Below are 17,333 nucleotides of genomic sequence, written 5' to 3' on the forward strand. Positions count from 1 at the left end.
AGATATGATGCGCCTTTTCCCCTCCCTGTGCCGCACGCCACGCCGCCTTGCGCTAGGTGTTGCAGCCAGCTTTCCCCTTGCCGCCTGCTCGGTCGGGCCGGACTACAAGGGCCCACCCCATGTCGCCCCGGTGGCGGAGCACACGCAGGCCTTCAACCGCGCGGACCCCACGCGCACCCCGGCGCAGGAGCCGCTGGCGCAGTGGTGGACCGGACTCAATGACCCGATCCTGACCGCCCTCATCACCACCGCGCTGCAAAACAGCCCTGACGTAAAGCAGGCCGCCGCCCGCCTGCACACGGCCCGCGCCACCCAGCGTGAACGCTTCGCGGGCTTCTTCCCCGGTGGTGGGGCAGCCGCCTTCTGGGACCGCACGCGCATCCCCACGGGCGATATTACATCCGTGCTTGGCGGCAGCGGGGCCGAGCAGGCCATGACGCTGCCACCGGCCATCAAGTCCGATTCCTACGGCGCGGGTTTTGACGCCAGCTGGGAAATCGACCCCTTTGGCGGCAACCGGCGCGGCTATGAGGGCGCGCGCGCGCAAAGCGAGGCCCAGCTGGCCCAGCTGGCCGATACACGCCTGCGCCTCGTGGCCGATGTGGCCCGCAACTATGTCAGCCTGCGTGATGTGCAGAACCGCCTGGCGCTGATGGAACGCACGATCACCATCGAGCGCCAGATGCTGGACCTGACCCGCCAGCGCCGTGCCCAAGGCACCGTATCGCAAGAAGACGTAGCCCGCTTTGCAGGCCAGCTTGCACAGGTCGAGGGCGCCATTGCCCCGATGAAGGCCCAGCAGGCCAGCTATATGGATGCGCTTGCCACCCTTGTGGGCCGCGAGCCCGGCCAGCTTGACGCCATGCTGGCCACCCCCGCCCCCGTGCCCGTGCCGCCTGCGGTCGTGCCCGTGGGCAACCCTGCCGACATGATCCGCCGGCGGCCCGACATCCGCGTGGCCGAGCGTGACATCGCGGCCAATAATGCCCAGATCGGGCAGGCTATCGGGCAATATTTCCCCAAGATCAGCCTGTTTGGCACGGTGGGCTTTACCGGGGCGAACGGGCAGCGGTTCTTCTCGGGTGACAGTTTTTCCTACATGGGCGGGCCAACGCTGGAATGGAGCATCCTGAACTTTGCCCGCACCAACTCACGCGTGGGGCAGGCCAAGGGCGGGCGTGACGCGGCACTGGCTCATTACCAGACCGTGGTGCTCGCGGCCCTGCAGGATGCGGAAGGCAGCCTGTCGCGCTTTGGCCACCAGCGTGAATACGTGCTCAAGCTCGATGAGGCCCGCGCCGCCTCCGACCAGTCATGGGCACTGGCCCAGCAGCGCCAGCGCGCCGGCACGCTCTCGGTCATCGACGCGCTCGATGTGGAACGCCAGCGCATCCAGATCGAACAGCAGCAGGCGCAGGCGCGCGCCAGCATGACCACGGATTACATCGCCGTGCAGAAGGCGCTCGGCCTGGGCTGGCAGGCAGCGCCCGCCGCGCAGGCCATGCCGGCGCAAACCCCGGCGCATTGACGCGATGCGACCTGCCTGCCCATTGCCGCCGGATCATTGCGTTGTCGCAGGCCGCCATGTCGGGACAGACATGAAAGACATGGCGGAGATGTTACAATTTGCAATGCAACTCCCGCGCCCAAAGCAGTGCCCGGATCTTGCCATCATGCCTGATCTGAATTCATAACGGTATGCAATAGCACCAGGCAGGAGACCGGGCTTTGCGATTTACCCACACGCGGGGCTATGCCGGCATAGTCCTCTCGGCAGTGCTGTGCTGCACGTCCGCTCCGCCCGTATCGGCCACAACACCTGCGGCACCGGCACAGACCGCAGCCCCCACACCCGTCAGCACCAGCACGCCCGACACCATCATGGTCAATGACCTTGAACGGCGCACCTTCCAGTGGTTCTGGGATGCAGGCGACCCGCACACCGGCCTCATACCCGACCGCTACCCCTCACCCCAGACCCTGAGCAGCGTTGCATCCGTGGGTTTTGGGCTGACGGCGTATGGCATCGGGGCCGAGCGTGGCTATATCACCCGCGCGCAGGCGGTGCAGCGCACGCTCGCAACCCTGCGCTACCTGATGCAGAGCCCGCAGAATGACAGCCCGGACAAGGCTGCCGGTTATCACGGCTTTTATTACCATTTTCTCGATAAAACGACCGGCTTGCGCTTCAACCGCGATATCGAACTCTCCAGCATCGATACCTCGCTGCTCATGCAGGGGGTACTGTTCGCGCAGGCCTATTACACCCGCGACACGGCCGCCGAACGCGAAATCCGCACCCTGGCTGACAAGCTTTACACGCGCGTGGACTGGCAGTGGATGCGCAGGCCCGATAACCGGCTGAGCATGGGCTGGAGCCCCGAGCACCAGTTCATTCCCAATTACTGGGAAGGCTACAGCGAGGGGATGATGGCCTATATCCTTGGCCTTGGCGCCCCCACCCACGGGCTGGAACCCGCCTCGTGGCAGGCCTGGCTTGCCACCAACAGCCAGCGCTGGGGCGATTATTACGGCCAGACCTTTCTCAACTTCGCTCCGCTGTTTGGCCACCAGTACACCCATGCATGGATCGACTTTCGCGGGTTGCATGATGCCTGGGCGCGCGAGAAGCAGATCGATTACTTCGAGAACAGCCGCCGCGCGGTCTATGCCCAGCAGGCCTATGCCATTGCCAACCCCGGAAAATGGCAGGGCTACAGTGCCACGACATGGGGCCTGACCGCGTGTGACGGCCCTGGTGACACCATGCAGCAGATTGATGGGCAGGCGCGGCATTTCCTGTCCTATTCCGCCCGTGGCGCGGGGCGTGACTACACGCTCGATGATGGCACCATTGCGCCGACCGCCGCTGCCGGTTCAATAGCCTTCGCGCCCGAAATCGTGCTGCCCACGCTGCGCGACATGAAAGCCCGGTACGGCCAGCAGATTTATGGGCAATACGGCTTTGTGGATGCGTTCAACCCCAGTTTCCACGATGGCAAGGCATTCTGGACCGACCATGAATACCTGGGCATCGATCAGGGGCCGATCCTGCTCATGATTGAAAACTGGCGCAGCGGGCTGGTGTGGAACGTGATGAAGCGCAACCCCTACATCCGCGCAGGACTTGAACGCGCGGGCTTCGAGGGGGGCTGGCTGCCTGCGGCACCCCGCACCGCAACCGCCCCGCAACCCACGACACAGCCTGCGGCGATGGACGGCGCGCATGCCAGCGCCGTGTTACCCGCAGCACCCCATCCCTCATGAAAGCGGGTTTCGGGTAACGCCGCCCTTTATAAAAAAAGGCGGCACCCGAAAACTTTATGGGGCCGCATCAATGGGCACCACGTCGATCAGCTTCTTGTTGACGAATTCCTGAATGCCGAGCGAGGATAGTTCCCGCCCGAACCCCGAGCGCTTGACCCCGCCAAACGGCAGGTCGCAGGTGGTCCATGTGGGGTGGTTGATATAGACCATGCCGGTCTCGATCTGCTCGGCCACGCGCACCCCGCGCGCGGTATCGCTGGTAAAGACCGAGCCGCCCAGCCCGTACGGGTTGTCATTGGCAAGTTGTATGGCTTCCTCATCATCACGCACGCGAAAGAACATGGCCACGGGGCCGAACAGTTCCTGATGAAAGATCGGGTTCTCCGGCGTGACGCCGGTCAGGATGGTTGTTTGTACAAACGCACCGGTCTCGGGCGGAGCCTCGCCCACGCGGATGGCGATCGCGCCATGCTTGACCGCAAGGGCGACCTGATCGTTCAGCTGGTCCGCCGCACCCTGCGATGACAGGGGCGGCACGCCACTTTTCTCGTCCATCGGGTCACCGGGCACAAGTCTGGCCAGGGCGGTCTCGAAGCGGTCGAGGAATTCATCGGCAATCGCATCCGCCACGATGATGCGCTTGGAGGCGACACAGCACTGGCCACCATTGTTCATGCGCCCCCACACCGCCCATTTGACGGCTTTTTCCATATCGGCATCATCCAGCACGATAAAGGCGTCGCTGCCGCCGAGTTCCATGGTGGTCTTCTTGAGCGCCTTGCCCGCCTGCGCCGCCACAATGGCCCCTGCCCCCTCGCTGCCGGTCAGCGCCACGCCAATCACCCGGTCATCGGCAATGATCTCGCCTAGCTGGTCACGCGTGGCGTAAAGGTTGGTGTACAGCCCCTCCGGCGCGCCAGCGTCCCGGAACAGCTGCTCGAAGGCGGCAGCCGATTGCGGCACGTTGGAGGCATGCTTGACCACCACCACGTTGCCCGCCATGAACTGCGGGCCAACCACGCGGGCAAGCTGGTAATAGGGGAAGTTCCACGGCTCGATGGCAAACACGATGCCCAGCGGCTGGCTGATCAGCATGGCGTTGTCGCCCCGGCCGCTCTTTTCGGTCAGTTTCTGGGGAGCGAGGAATTCTTCGGCGTTATCAGCGTAATATTGCAGGATATCGGCCGAGAGTTCGACTTCCGCCAGGCTCTCACGGTACAGCTTGCCCATCTCGAGGGTGAGCAGGCGGGCGTAATGGTCGTTGTTCTGGCGCAGGAGCTGAGCCGCGCGCCCCACAATGGCCGCCCGTGCGCTGAAAGGCTGTTTTGACCACTGCCTGTAGGTTGCCTGGGCGCAATCAAGCTTCTGCGCCAGTTCCGCATCTGTCAGGTCAGGGAATGTCGCGAGGGTCTCGTTGGTAAACGGATTGACGGTCCTGTAGGCCATTGCTCTGCCTCCGTACGAAATGATGCAGGCTTTCGTGCAGCAGCGCCCCGATTGACCGATGAGAGGGCACGGGATGGCCCCTGCATGCTGCCTGTTCTGGCCCAACGGCAGGCAGCAGCACGGGTTGCCTGCATATGACAGGCAACGGAAACTTCTTTAGGGCCAGCCCTGTTCAGGCTGGCACCTTCTTCTCCACCGGCGCAGGCACGCGGATGAGGTAGTCAAATGCCGAGAGCGCCGCCTTCGCGCCATCGCCTATGGCAATGACAATCTGCTTGTAGGGCGTGGTGGTGGCATCGCCTGCGGCAAACACGCCCGGCACCGAGGTCGCGCCATGGTCATTGACCACGATCTCGCCAAACGCGTTGCGCTCCACCGTGTCCTTCAGCCAGTCCGTATTGGGCAGCAGGCCGATCTGCACGAACACGCCTTCCAGATCAACATGATGGTCCGCCCCGTCGCCACCGCGATAGGTCAGGCCGGTCACGTTGCGGCCATTTCCCTCGATGCGGGTGGTCAGCGCCTCGGTCAGCACGGTAACGTTGGGCAGGGTGGCCAGCTTGTCGCACAGCACCTTGTCGGCCTTGAGGTGCGAGCCACGCTGCAGCAGCGTTACGTGCGCCACGATACCGGCAAGGTCGATGGCCGCTTCCACCCCGCTATTGCCGCCGCCTGCCACCGCCACGCGCTTGCCCTTGTAGAACGGGCCATCGCAATGCGGGCAGTAGGCCACGCCCCTGTTGCGGTATTCCTCCTCGCCCGGCACGCCAAGGTGGCGCCAGTGCGCGCCAGTGGCCACGATAATGGTGCGGGCGTGCAGGATCGCGCCACTTTCCAGCGCCACGCCATGCAGCCCGCCGGGGTGGGCTGCGGGAAAGAGTTCGGTGGCAACTTCGCCCGGTATGACGTCCACATCATAGGCGCGGACATGGGCTTCAAGTGCTGCGGAAAGCCTGGGGCCGGTTGTTTCGGGCACCGAGATGAAGTTCTCGATGCCTTCGGTATCCATCATCTGGCCGCCAAAACGCTCGGCCACCAGCCCGGTGCGCACGCCCTTGCGCGCGGCATAGACCGCAGCCGAAGCCCCCGCAGGCCCGCTGCCGATAATCAGCACATCAAAGGGCGCGATGTTCTTCAGCTTCTCCGCCGCGCGTTTTGGCGCGTCCGCATCGAGCTTCGCCAGAATCTGGCCTGCATCGGTGCGGCCGGTCTCGAACAGCTTGCCGTTGAGGTAGACCTGCGGCACCGACATGATGTTGCGCGCCGCCACCTCATCGGGAAACAGCGCGCCATCGATCGTGACGTTGCGGATATTGGGATTGATGACACTCATGGCGTTGAGCGCCTGCACCACGTCGGGGCAGTTCTGGCATGACAGCGCCACATAGGTCTCAAAGTCATAATGCCCCGGCAGGGCGCGGATCTGGGCCACCATCTCATCAGAGAATTTGGGCGCGTGCCCCCCCACCTGCAGCATGGCCAGCACGAAGGAGGTGAATTCATGACCCATGGGGATGGCGGCAAAGCTCACGCCCCCCGCCTTCGCCCCGGCTGACTTGATGACAAAGGAGGGCCTGCGCGTGGCCTCGCCCTGCTCGCTGACCTGCACCCTGTCGGAAAGGGCGGCGACCTCGTGCAGCAGTTCATGCATCTCACGCGAGGGCGGGGTGTCATCTAGCGAGGCTTCGAGCACGATGGGGTGCGCGAGACTGGCGAGGTAACCCTTGAGCTGCGTCTTGATGGCATCTTGCAACATGGCACGTCTCTCCACTTTTTCAGGCAGGGTGTGCGGGTTCTGGCCCGGCCCGCGCAGTGCGGGGCCGGGCCAGAGGCGAAATCAGATCTTGCCCACGAGGTCGAGCGAGGGGGTCAGCGTTTCACTGCCTTCCTTCCACTTCGCGGGGCAGACTTCACCGGGGTGGGAGGCGACATACTGCGCCGCCTCGATCTTGGAGAGGAGTTCGGCGGCGCTGCGGCCAACGCTGCCTGCCGTGATCTCGATGTACTGGATCTTGCCTTCGGGATCGAGCAGGAACGCGCCACGGTCGGCCACGCCGGCTTCCTCGATATACACATCAAAATTACGTGCGATATGGCCCGTCGGGTCGCCAAGCATGACATACTTGATCTTGCTGATGGCAGGCGACGTATCGTGCCAGGCCTTGTGGGTGAAATGCTTGTCGGTCGAGACCGAATAGATTTCCACGCCAAGCTTCTGGAAGGCGGCATAATTATCCGCAAGGTCTTCGAGTTCCGTCGGGCAGACAAAGGTGAAATCCGCCGGATAGAAGAAGAATACGGACCATTTGCCCTTCACGTCGGCATCGGTCACCTTGATGAACTGGCCGTTATGGAAGGCGTCGGTCGTAAACGGTTTCAGCGAGTCATTGATGCGTGCCATTGGAATGCTCCTTGGTTTCGCGTGTCAGTTATCGACGGGTTCTTATCCCACGCCCACGAAATGCGCAGAAACAGTTTCTGTCAATGTCTGTGATAGGAGAAACCTTTTTACAAATGTTCCGAAATAGGTTCTATCTATACGCATGACCTACATTCCTCTCTCTGGCCTCTCCCTGCGTGATATTGAATATGTTGTGGCGGTAGACGACCTGCGCAACTTTTCACGCGCAGCCGAGCGGTGCGGCGTGAGCCAGGGCGGCCTGTCGGAGCAGGTACGCAAACTCGAGGCGCTGCTGGGCGTGGTCCTGTTCGAGCGTTCGCGCCGCCATGTTGCCCCCACGCCTGATGGCGCGCGGCTGATCGGCATGGGGCGCGAGGTGCTGGCTGCCGCCCGCGCCATGATCGAGGCCGCGCGCGTGCGCACCGGCTCGCTTGAAGGGCTGCTGCGCATTGGCGTGATTGCAACGCTCGGCCCCTATTACGTGCCCAACCTGCTGCCGCTGCTGCGCCGCAACTACCCGCAGCTGCAACTGCGCCTGACCGACAGCCTGACCGACATCATGCTGCGCATGCTGCGCCATGATGAACTCGATATCGTGCTTGCGGCGCTGCCGGTCAGCGGCGAAGGCTTTCATAGCGTGCCGCTGTTCAGCGAGCCGTTCCTGGCCGCCTTCCCCGCCGAGCATGCGCTGGCCGAGCGCAAGAACCTGACCATGCTCGACCTGAAGGGCCCGGACCTGCTTCTGCTCGAAGACGGGCACTGCCTGCGCGACCAGGCCCTGGCCCTGTGCGGCATGTCATCAAGCCACGCACCCGAACGCCTGGCCGCGAGCCTCGAGATGTTGTGGCACATGATTGGCGCGGGCGAAGGCTATTCGCTCATTCCCCGCCTTGCCCTGCGCAATCGTGGCGAATGGGACGGGCTGATTACGGTCCAGCCCATTCCCGCCGCAAGCCGCACGATCGGACTGGTCTGGCGCGCCTCCGACCCGCGCGGGGCAGCCTTTGCCGAATTCGCCACATGCCTGCGCAACAACACGCCCGAAGGCTGCACCCCGCTGCCGCACTTCCCTGCAAAAACCAGCCTTACCCTTGAGCCGGACATGCCACAGAAAGACTGATGGCTTCAGTTCACCATCAAATCGGGCATGAAAACCGCCCAATACCGCGTTGGACAATCAGGGAATTCGGTCTAGGATAGATTTTTCCGCATGAATGAACGCTGCCTGGCGGTGTTCAGTTCTCCCTGTTTTCTTTCAGCACAAGCACGGAACCTGATATGCGCCGCACTGTTGTCTCATGGGGCAATATCTCTGCTTCCTCTTTGGTCATTGCTCTTTCCGTCCTCTGCGGTTTTTCAGGCCCAAGCCATGCCAGCGGCGATAATGACACCAGTCTGGTTATTAAATATTCCGCGCCAAATTATACAACTACCGTAGATGATGGATCAGACATTACACTCAAGGGGACAATAGAGTTTATTGAAACCAGGGATAAAGAGTCAGGATCTTATTATAAATACGCCGTATTAAAAACGGATAAACCTTACCGGCTCACGGAAATTGAAAATACGGGGGAAGGTGACTTCATTGACGACAGCAACGTAACGCCCACGACGTTCCTCCCGATCACGGAACATGACCCGAAGAATACAATCAGCGAGTTCACGTCCTATCTGGGGCAGTATGTCACGCTGACGGGCAAGATAAAATCAACCAGTCACAATGGCCCGGTGCTGGAGTATCAATCCATCACCTTGCCCCAGAAAGATAACTGACGCCTGATCCGGGCCACCGCCGTGGGCTGGCCCGCTACCCGTTCAGGCGGGTCACAAGAAGCTGGTTGATGCGGAAACCTTCCACGTCAACGACTTCAAAGCGGAAGCCCATCGTGTCCACCCGGTCCGCCTTGCGCGCCATGCGGCGCAGGCGGTGCATGATGAAGCCACCGATCGTATCGAACGGGCCTGCTTCATCAAGATCGACTGCGTCGAGTTCACGCCGCACATCCCCGATCGAGGCGGCGCCGTCAATCAGCCACGAATTGGCATCACGCCGCACGATCAGCTGCTCCTCGAACGGGTTGGCCACGCCCCCCATCAGCGCCCCCATGATATCCTTGAAGGTAATCAGCCCCACCACCAGCCCGTATTCATTCACCACCAGCGCAAAGCCTACGCCGTGGATGTCGAACTGGGCCAGCGTATCCCACAGATTGATGGTCTCGGGCACCGAAAGCACGTCGCGGCGCACCTGAAAGATCGGGCTCTCGGCCGAAGGGCCACCCTTGCGCACGGGCGGTGGACTGGCGGGGTCGCGATCCACCACGGCAGCCAGCACGTCTTCCGCGCGGATGGAACCCACCACGTTGTCCAGGCCGCCATTGCACAGAGGGTAGCGGGAATAGGGCTTGGCGCGTACCTTGACCTTCTGCATCTCGGTGGTTTCCTGCAGGTCGAGGAACACGATCTCGTCACGCGGGGTCATGGCGGAGGTAATCGAGCGGTCCTGCAGCCCCAGCACGTTCTGGATCATCTGGTGCTCCTGCTCGAGCAGCACGCCCGAGGCCGTGCCGGCGGCAAGGATGGCCCGCAGGTCCTCAGGCGTTACGGGCTCCACCGCCGAGGCGGCGGGAATGCGCAGCGCGCGCAGGATCGCATCCGACATCTTGGAAAATACCCACACGATGGGAAAGAGCAGCCGCAATGCCAGGGCGGGGAACCACCCCACGGCCAGCGCGATCTTGTCAGGCGCGTTCATGGCGATGCGCTTGGGCAGCAGGTCGGCAAACAGCACGAACAGGCCGGTGACGAGCATGAACCCCAGCACGGAGGCCAGCGTCTCGGCCGTGGCCTCGCTCAGGCCCCACTGCGTAAAGCCATGCGTGAGCGAGGGCGAGAGCATCTGCGAACTGATCATGCCGCCCAGCACGCCCACGCCGTTGAGGCAGATCTGGAGCACGGTCATGACCTGCCCGCTGTTGCGCCGCAATTTCAGGAAGGCGACGGCCCGTTCATCCCCCGCTTCGGCACGCGAGCGCAGACGGGCATCACGGGCGGCGGCAAATGATATTTCCGATAGCGAAATAAATATATTGAGTGCGACCAGAAGCACAAGCGCAATCAGGCCAGAAAAAAACAGGACCACCAGAACACCCACAAAATAAATGTAGCACTGTATAACACGCACCCTGCCCCCATCGGCAGGAATATATGCACGCAACGGATATTTTTTTACTTGCTCCATCATGCCGGAACAAAAAAAATCATGGACCCGCTGCCGCTTCGGACCTGACGATCCGCCAGGCGCAAAAGCGACCGGAACATAAGCGTTTTCGGGCCTCTCTCGTTTTGGGCGTAAAATCTTTTTCCACTTTGCTGGTCACCAGCCTGCCCGCATACTTGCCGTATCATCAGAAGCGCTGTTGCGTTGGCTCTGGCCCGGAGGGGCAGGAGGGATCCATGCATGGAACCATTAATTATGGTGAAACCATAAAATCACTATTGATAGAGTTATAATTCTGCCTTATCTGTAAAATAAGATACATGACGCGCGTACGTCGCGCTTTTTCTCCCCGATATAAGGGGTAATTGTGGTCCCGCCTGCGTGCTTTCCCCGCACGCGGGTAGGCATTAACAGCCGTAGCAAGGAAACAGGTGATCCATGAACGCAACGCCCTCCCCCGCCCCGGCACAGACAAAGGCCGTCCTGGCAGACCTGGCAACCCGTTTTGCGCAGCGCGCGGCGGCCTATGACCGATCGGGGGAGATTGCGACCGATAACCTTGATGATGTGCGCGCGGCGGGCCTGCTGGGCCTGACCATAGCCCGCGCGGATGGTGGCCTGGGGGGCGGCCTGCGGCAGATTGTGGAGGTGATCGGCACGCTGGCCAAAGGCGACCCCACCACGGCGCTCATTGTTGGCATGCATTACCTGCAGCACGCCGTCATTGCCAAAGCCACCAACTGGCCTCAGGCCGCGCGCAGGCAGGTGATCGAGACCGCCCTGCACGAAGGTGCGCTGATCAACGCGCTGCGGGTCGAGCCTGAATTGGGCACCCCCTCCCGCGGGGGGCTGCCCGGCACGCGCATCACATGGGTTGACGGCAAGCCCCGGCTGAACGGGCGCAAGATCTACTCCACTGGCTCCACCGCCCTGCGCTGGGGCACGGTCTGGGCCGCAACCGATGAGGCCACGCCACGCGTGGGGCAGGTGCTGGTGGACCTGACCCTGCCCGGCGTGAGCATAGAACGCAGCTGGAACCAGATGGGCATGCGCGCCACGGGCAGCCATACCGTTGTGTTCGATAATGTGGAACTGCCTGACACCGCGCTGGTGGACCTGCGCGCACCCGAAGAATGGCACACCCGCGATGGCTCGCTGGTGGTGGGACATGTGCTGGCCATTGCCTGCCTGTATGATGGCGTGGCGCGCGCGGCGCGAGACTGGCTGATTACCTTCCTGCATGAACGCGTTCCGACCGCGCTGGGCAAGCCGCTGGCCACGCTGCCGCGTTTCCAGACCCTGCTGGGTGAAATCGATGCGCTGCTGATGGTCAATGAAAGCCTGATTGAAACCGCGCTGACCAAGGCCGAAAGCGGCCACTACCCGCCGCATGAAGCCAACCTGGCCAAGTATGTGGTAACGGAAAACGCCATCAAGTCGGTTGAACTGGGCCTTGCCGCGATTGGCAACCCGGCCCTGAGCCAGGACAGCCCGCTCGAGCGGCATTACCGCAATGTGTTATGCGCGCGCATCCATACCCCTCAGGCCGATGTGGCGCTGGCCGCCGCAGGCAAAGTTGCACTTGATACGGGGCGGTAAGACGGTTTTGTGCCGGTTTCTTTTCATTCATGTACGATAATAACAGGCACATCCGATTATGAAAGTTATTGAAAATTACCTTTTCTAAAGGTGAAAGAATAATTATTTTCAACCCTGCATGCATTTCGTAGAATCAGGTCTGACCCAACCTTCGAGATCAGGCGTGTAAACATAATGAAAAAACAATCTTTTCTTGCGCTTGGCGCGGCATGCCTGCTGGGCTTTGCAACATCAGCCCAGGCCCAGCCCTTTGGGGGGCCGCAAGGCCCTGGTCCGGGTGGCATGGGTGGCCCCGGCGGGGGCCCAGACCATGAAGGACCCCATGCAGGCATCGATCACCGCGGCCCCGGCCCGGAGCGCCGCCCTGCCCCGCATGGCCGCCTCGACCACCGCATGGCAGGTCCCGGCCGCAACCGCGATGGCGGCTGGCATGACAACAATCCGGACATGAACCGCGTGTGGCATCAGGGCGAGCGTTATGATGGCCCACGCAACAGCCGCTGGATTGTCAATGACTGGCAGGGCCACCGTGGCCTTTCCGCCCCGCCGTCAGGCTACCAGTGGATGCGCTACGGCAACCAGTACCTGCTGACCGCCATCACCACCGGCGTGATCGCCGGCGTGGTCAGCGCCACGCTAGGCGGCGGGATGCGCTGATACCTGTAGGGCAGATGAAGTCATGGGACCAGTCCACCCCATGACCCATCTTCAGTAAAGCGGGGCCCGGTTTGACTATACGCTGCGGGCCGTTATCGGCCCGTCAAACTTCATGACCGTGCTGCTGCAATCGTTTTCGGTCCGGCGGGGTACTGCCGCCGGATGCCCTCTGCCGCATGCACCTTCTCCCTGCTGTCAACATCGTGCTGTGGCTGGCATGTGACCTGCGGAAGTCATCAGCACGGCTGCTGCTCATGCGCGGGCTGGCCATCGCCCCGGTCATCCTACTTGACCATGTTTGTGCCTGACCGGCGCAACACATCGCGACCTGTGGCCATCCTGTCATGGGTCATGAGGGCAGTAATCCTCGTGCTCAATTTCAGGTTGCTGTTCACTACGCTTTCCTGACCGCCATATGGGGTCGTGCAGGGCAGTGTTGCAACAATGAACCATTCCCGCCCCTTCTGTGCCGGGCCAGACAGGCTATAACGCTCACAGCCCGTTATAACATGCGGGAGCGTGTCAATATCTACCAGAATGGAAAACAGCCATGTCCGTTGAAAACATGCTTCGTGACGCCATCAGCAAGAAAACCGTCGTCGGTTTTACTTTCGATGCCAAGAACTACATCGGCTCCCCCCACGCACTTGGCGAGCGTGATGGCAAGCCGCAGGTGCTCATCTATCGTGGCGAGGATGCCCACGAAAAACGCGTGCCCCCCATGGGTGAATGGAGCGTTCTGCCGCTTGACACCATCACGGACCTGAAGCTCCTGCCTGCGGAAGCCTTCCATGCCGGCCACCCCGATGCGAAGGTGGAAAAGGAACTGCACAAGGTTACGCTGCGCGTCGCGTAATACAGCCGGTCAAGGCCCCTGCCCGGTTCGTGGCAGGGGCCTTCTGTTTTTTCAGGCCTGCCCCTGCCGTGGGGGCGTCTTGGCCATGGCATCGACCTTGAGTTCGTTACCCGCCCAGTTATCAATCAGGTTGAGATAGCTTGGCACGGGGAACTTGATGCCCTCGACATTCATGCGCACGGCAACACGGCTGTAATACTGGCGGTACACGGTCCATTTGGAACCCGGCGCCGTGCGGATGGAGCCAAGAAAGCGTGCGCCATTGCCATCAGCCTGTTCAATGCCCAGAAACGTGAAATCCGACAGGATCAGATGCGTAAAGCGCGGGATCTTGCGCAGGGCGGCAAGTTCTTCCTGCAGTATTCTGGTCAGTTGCTGCGTATCCTGGCTGAGGTCGATCATGACATCAACCACCACAAGATTGTAATCGCGCGAAGTATTGGCAATAGACGACACCCCGGAGAACGGGATGATATGCAGGTCGCCATTAACCGAGCGCAGCCGCAGGGTGCGGATGGACAGATGCTCCACCGTGCCCGACACGCCGCCCGCCGTAACCCAGTCTCCCACCTGTATGGCGTTTTCCACCAGCATGAAGAAGCCGGTGATGAAATCCTTGACCAGACTCTGTGCGCCAAAGGCGATGGCCGCACCCATGATGCCCGCGCCGGTAAGCAGCGGTGCCACGTTGATGCCGATCTGCGAGAGCGTGGTCACCGCCACGATGATGATGATCAGCGCCAGCAGCACGGTCTTGATAATGGGCAGCACGGTGCGCAGGCGGCTCGCGCGTCCCTGCTGTGATGAATTCTCAAAGCGCGCGATCTGGCTCTGCAGCACGGCATTGGCCGCCTCCCAGATAAACACCGCGACCGTATAGGCCACGATGACCGATGTGATCGTGGCCATCACCTTCTGCCCCAGCCTGCCGTGGAACAGGAAATTGATGGCTGGCAGCCCCAGCGCCTGCAGGAACAGGATGATGGTGGCAAATGACAGCAGGAAAGACAGGATCTTGCGCGCAACAGGGTAATAATAATTCACCCGCGCCTGAAGGCCGGGATAACGTGCTTCCATGCCGGGCGAGATATGGAACAGCCGGTTCTGCACATTATAGGCCAGCACCGAGAACAGGCGCGACAGGATCACGACCGCCGTGGTCAGGATGACCGTGCGGATGATCCACGCATAACCACCCTGGATGTGGGTGGCCCAGATCAGCCACAGCGCGAAGTTGAAGAACATGGCGGGCACCCACCACAGGTACACAAGGCGGCTCACAAACATCCAGAACGGCTGCTGGAGCAGGCGCGCCGAGGGTTGCAGCGCCGAGGCAACATGCCTGCGCACCCGCCATGTAAAGATGGCCACAAGCACATGCTCGATCAGCACGACCGAGCGGATGATGGCCTCCGTGCCACGGGCAGGCATGTCGAACACGCCGCCAAGCGTGGAAAGACACACCACAACCGAGGGTGCCGCCACCAGAAAGTTGAGCCAGCGCGTTACCATGAAGGCGGTCTGGTCGCTCGCGCTGCATAGCCGGATGGCAGGCGAATACGGCACGAACAGCGTTTCCATAAGCAGGTACACCACCCGCGCCACCACATAGGCGTTGGTCAGCGTCAATGTCACCAGCATCGCCTGGTGGGTGGTGGTCAGCATATAGGCAAAACCGGTGCCCAGCCCGAAGAACAGCCCAACCGGCACCAGCTTGATGAGCATGTGCATGAGCGAATACGGCACGCGCGCCAGCAGGCGCAGGGTGGCGTGCTGGGCCTGCATGTCCAGCTGCCGGGCCGCGGCTTCGGTCGCGGCCTGTTCGCCCGTGTCATCCGCAGCGGGCGCTGCCTGCGTGGAAGGGTCTGGCGCGGCAGGTGAGGCATCGGGCAGGTTGAGGCGTTTTTCCGTGGCGATCGCGCGGGCGGTTACTCCGCGCAGGGGCTTGCGTAATAGCAGCGAGAGTCCATGCTCGCCCGCCAGCGCCAGAAGCAGGATCAGCGTCGCCCTTCCCACCGCATCCAGCAGGATGCCGCGTGATTGCGGATCGGCGAAAATGGTATGGGTCCAGTGAACGACGAATGCCAGATCCCCGAACAGGGCGACAAAATGCTGCGCCTGCACGATCAGGCTGGCCCGCAGGGCTTCCGTGTCCTGCACCAGGTCGCTGCCCAGGCTGTCGGGCTGCACGGTCAGTTGCTGGGCCGGGGCCGCCGCGTGCGCAGGTGGCGCGGCAGTCGGGGCGGGTGCTGGCGGAAGCCCGGCGCTCATGGCCGCGAGGGTATTTTCAAACTCGGCGCGGCGGGCGGGGTCATTGATGACTGCCAGCACCTGCCGTGCCTGCTCGGGGGTCATGCCATGTGCGCTCGTGGATGCGGGCGCCGCACTTTCATCCGCCGCACGGGCCGCGTGTGGCCCGTAAGCCGCCAACAGGACCAGCACCCCCAGAACAGCCGCGCGCAACAGGCCCGCGAAGCCCCTGCGTTGCCCGCTTGCGGAAAAATGCCGCCCCTCGCCCCGCTGGCCGGTTTGTGTTGAATGGCGCATTTTTCAAATTCCGTCCCGACTGCTCGATCCTGCCGATCTGCCGGGCAGATATGGCAAAGGAATGCACCACAGCCCGGACAGATGGCGCGATTTATCGCAGAGATGGATGTAAAAGCGCAGGCATGGGGAAGCCGGGCAGATATGCAATAAATTGCCCTACCCCTTTGTCCTATACTTTGTATCAGCAACAATTACTTTCCATGCTTAATTTTTATTTATATAATTCCTATATAATAATTTTATATCGATTTATCTCATATCTGAAAAATAAATCAATCTGCCCCGCCTGCCACGCTCCCGTTACGGCTTGCCCACATGCTTGCGGATAAGCGGTATGGCATCAGGGTCATGCTGCAGGGCGCGCGCGAGCAGGTCCTGCCCCAGCGCCTTGAGCGCAAGCGGGTGCATGGTCTCGACCGCGCGGTCCAGGTCGTGCCGCTCCGTGTCAGACAGGTCGGGATCATCGACAATGCGCTGGCGCAGCGCTTTCAGCGTTGCAGGCCCCGATAGGGTGACGTGCATGTCATCGGGCCGGTCGAGGTAAGCGCGACCGGCTGGCGTCAGGCTGGTTTCGCCCGTAATGCCAAGGCCCGTGGGTCGTATGCCCACCCCACCCTTGCACAGGCCCTGCAGTTCAAGGTCCATCAGGTTGCGGGCATATTTTTCCTCATCCGCCGCCTGCACGGGCCGCAGGGTGGTCGTGCCGCCCTGATCGGCCATGTGGCGCAGCAACTGCCCCTGCAACTCACGGTCAATCACGTCCTGCCTCCGCTCATCATGCATACAGGCGCCATGTATGCTCCGGCACGATCGGGCAGACAATAGTCGTGTGAATACATACGGTTATGCAGCATCAGTCACAATCGGGCGCATCGCGGCACCATTGCGGCACATCCGCAAGGGGCACGCACGTGCCTGCCGCCTGCTTGACCCGGGCCAGCACGTCAAGCGCATGCGCGCGCACGGCGCGGGTGTTGACACGACTGGCGCCTTCGCGGCCCTGCGCCATGGCCTGCCCAAACTGACCGAGCCGCCGCAGCAGCGCCGCACGCTGGGCTTCATCAAGGTCAAGCACTGCTGCATGGAAGGCATTTTGCCAGATCTGCACGGCCAGACGCTCCTGTTCAGGCGCGGGCAGAGGGTCGTGGCCCTGTCTCATGTTGGTTAATTATCCTGATCTATAGAGATTTTTTTGAAAATAAATCATTGATGAAAAAAGAAAAGTTTCCGGGTGTCACCTTTTTGAAAAAAAAGGCGATGCCTTCTGAAGCTTTTATAATTTCAGGGCATTACCGGAGTTGCCTTTTCAAACAGCCCCTTGAGCCGGAAGATATGAC

General features: G+C 61.7%; 15 protein-coding genes. 8 read left to right on the forward strand and 7 right to left on the reverse strand.

Translation table 11 applies throughout. The annotated features are described in order from the left end of the window. Window positions 1–4 precede the first annotated feature (4 nt). Both R5N89_RS07635 and R5N89_RS07640 read left to right on the forward strand, forming a co-directional pair. Window positions 5–1,528, forward strand: a complete 1,524-nt coding sequence (locus R5N89_RS07635; protein WP_244192198.1) for an efflux transporter outer membrane subunit — start codon at window positions 5–7, stop codon at window positions 1,526–1,528. Between the two features lie 353 nt (window positions 1,529–1,881). Continuing rightward, a complete protein-coding gene (locus R5N89_RS07640) occupies window positions 1,882–3,267 on the forward strand; it encodes a glucoamylase family protein (RefSeq protein WP_110569331.1) in 1,386 nt (461 codons plus the stop codon). 54 nt (window positions 3,268–3,321) lie between these two features. On the opposite strand, the gene R5N89_RS07645 is transcribed toward R5N89_RS07640, so the two are convergent. The 3 genes from R5N89_RS07645 to ahpC form a co-directional block, all read right to left on the reverse strand. Continuing rightward, window positions 3,322–4,713, reverse strand: a complete 1,392-nt coding sequence (locus R5N89_RS07645) for an NAD-dependent succinate-semialdehyde dehydrogenase (RefSeq protein ID WP_110569330.1) — start codon at window positions 4,711–4,713, stop codon at window positions 3,322–3,324. A gap of 172 nt (window positions 4,714–4,885) precedes the next feature. Continuing rightward, a complete protein-coding gene (gene ahpF / locus R5N89_RS07650; protein ID WP_110569329.1) occupies window positions 4,886–6,469 on the reverse strand; it encodes an alkyl hydroperoxide reductase subunit F in 1,584 nt (527 codons plus the stop codon). Window positions 6,470–6,550: 81 nt separating this feature from the next. Continuing rightward, complete coding sequence (ahpC, locus tag R5N89_RS07655) at window positions 6,551–7,114, reverse strand: alkyl hydroperoxide reductase subunit C (protein ID WP_110569328.1); 564 nt, start codon at window positions 7,112–7,114, stop codon at window positions 6,551–6,553. A gap of 142 nt (window positions 7,115–7,256) precedes the next feature. Between ahpC and R5N89_RS07660 the strand changes: the two genes are divergently transcribed. Both R5N89_RS07660 and R5N89_RS07665 read left to right on the forward strand, forming a co-directional pair. Then, window positions 7,257–8,234 (forward strand): hydrogen peroxide-inducible genes activator, encoded by a 978-nt coding sequence (locus R5N89_RS07660; protein WP_110569327.1) that lies wholly within the window; start codon window positions 7,257–7,259, stop codon window positions 8,232–8,234. A 158-nt stretch (window positions 8,235–8,392) separates the two neighbouring features. Further along, entirely contained in the window at window positions 8,393–8,890 is a 498-nt protein-coding gene (locus R5N89_RS07665) for a hypothetical protein (protein ID WP_110569326.1), read from the forward strand. Between the two features lie 34 nt (window positions 8,891–8,924). On the opposite strand, the gene R5N89_RS07670 is transcribed toward R5N89_RS07665, so the two are convergent. After that, the gene (locus R5N89_RS07670; RefSeq protein ID WP_208624694.1) at window positions 8,925–10,259 is read right to left on the reverse strand and encodes a hemolysin family protein; all 1,335 of its coding nucleotides are present in this window, start codon (window positions 10,257–10,259) and stop codon (window positions 8,925–8,927) included. Window positions 10,260–10,775: 516 nt separating this feature from the next. Here R5N89_RS07670 and R5N89_RS07675 point away from each other — a divergent pair. The 4 genes from R5N89_RS07675 (at window position 10,776) to R5N89_RS07690 (ending at window position 13,449) form a co-directional block, all read left to right on the forward strand. Then, window positions 10,776–11,936: an acyl-CoA dehydrogenase family protein gene (locus R5N89_RS07675; RefSeq protein WP_110569325.1), complete on the forward strand. Its 1,161-nt coding sequence runs from the start codon at window positions 10,776–10,778 to the stop codon at window positions 11,934–11,936. A gap of 174 nt (window positions 11,937–12,110) precedes the next feature. Further along, window positions 12,111–12,593, forward strand: a complete 483-nt coding sequence (locus R5N89_RS07680; RefSeq protein ID WP_110569324.1) for an RcnB family protein — start codon at window positions 12,111–12,113, stop codon at window positions 12,591–12,593. A gap of 176 nt (window positions 12,594–12,769) precedes the next feature. Continuing rightward, entirely contained in the window at window positions 12,770–12,901 is a 132-nt protein-coding gene (locus R5N89_RS07685) for a hypothetical protein (RefSeq protein ID WP_265001352.1), read from the forward strand. Window positions 12,902–13,143: 242 nt separating this feature from the next. Further along, window positions 13,144–13,449 (forward strand): hypothetical protein, encoded by a 306-nt coding sequence (locus R5N89_RS07690; protein ID WP_110569323.1) that lies wholly within the window; start codon window positions 13,144–13,146, stop codon window positions 13,447–13,449. Window positions 13,450–13,500: 51 nt separating this feature from the next. Here R5N89_RS07690 and R5N89_RS07695 read toward each other — a convergent pair whose 3' ends face one another. From R5N89_RS07695 to R5N89_RS07705, 3 genes are all read right to left on the reverse strand, one after another. Next, window positions 13,501–15,996: a mechanosensitive ion channel family protein gene (locus R5N89_RS07695; RefSeq protein WP_244192197.1), complete on the reverse strand. Its 2,496-nt coding sequence runs from the start codon at window positions 15,994–15,996 to the stop codon at window positions 13,501–13,503. Between the two features lie 300 nt (window positions 15,997–16,296). Continuing rightward, a complete protein-coding gene (locus R5N89_RS07700; protein WP_110569395.1) occupies window positions 16,297–16,755 on the reverse strand; it encodes a hypothetical protein in 459 nt (152 codons plus the stop codon). 94 nt (window positions 16,756–16,849) lie between these two features. Then, the gene (locus tag R5N89_RS07705) at window positions 16,850–17,155 is read right to left on the reverse strand and encodes a hypothetical protein (RefSeq protein ID WP_110569322.1); all 306 of its coding nucleotides are present in this window, start codon (window positions 17,153–17,155) and stop codon (window positions 16,850–16,852) included. Between the last annotated feature and the right edge of the window lie 178 nt (window positions 17,156–17,333).

Origin of the sequence: Komagataeibacter sucrofermentans DSM 15973, assembly GCF_040581405.1 — a bacterium.
Lineage (GTDB): Bacteria > Pseudomonadota > Alphaproteobacteria > Acetobacterales > Acetobacteraceae > Komagataeibacter > Komagataeibacter sucrofermentans.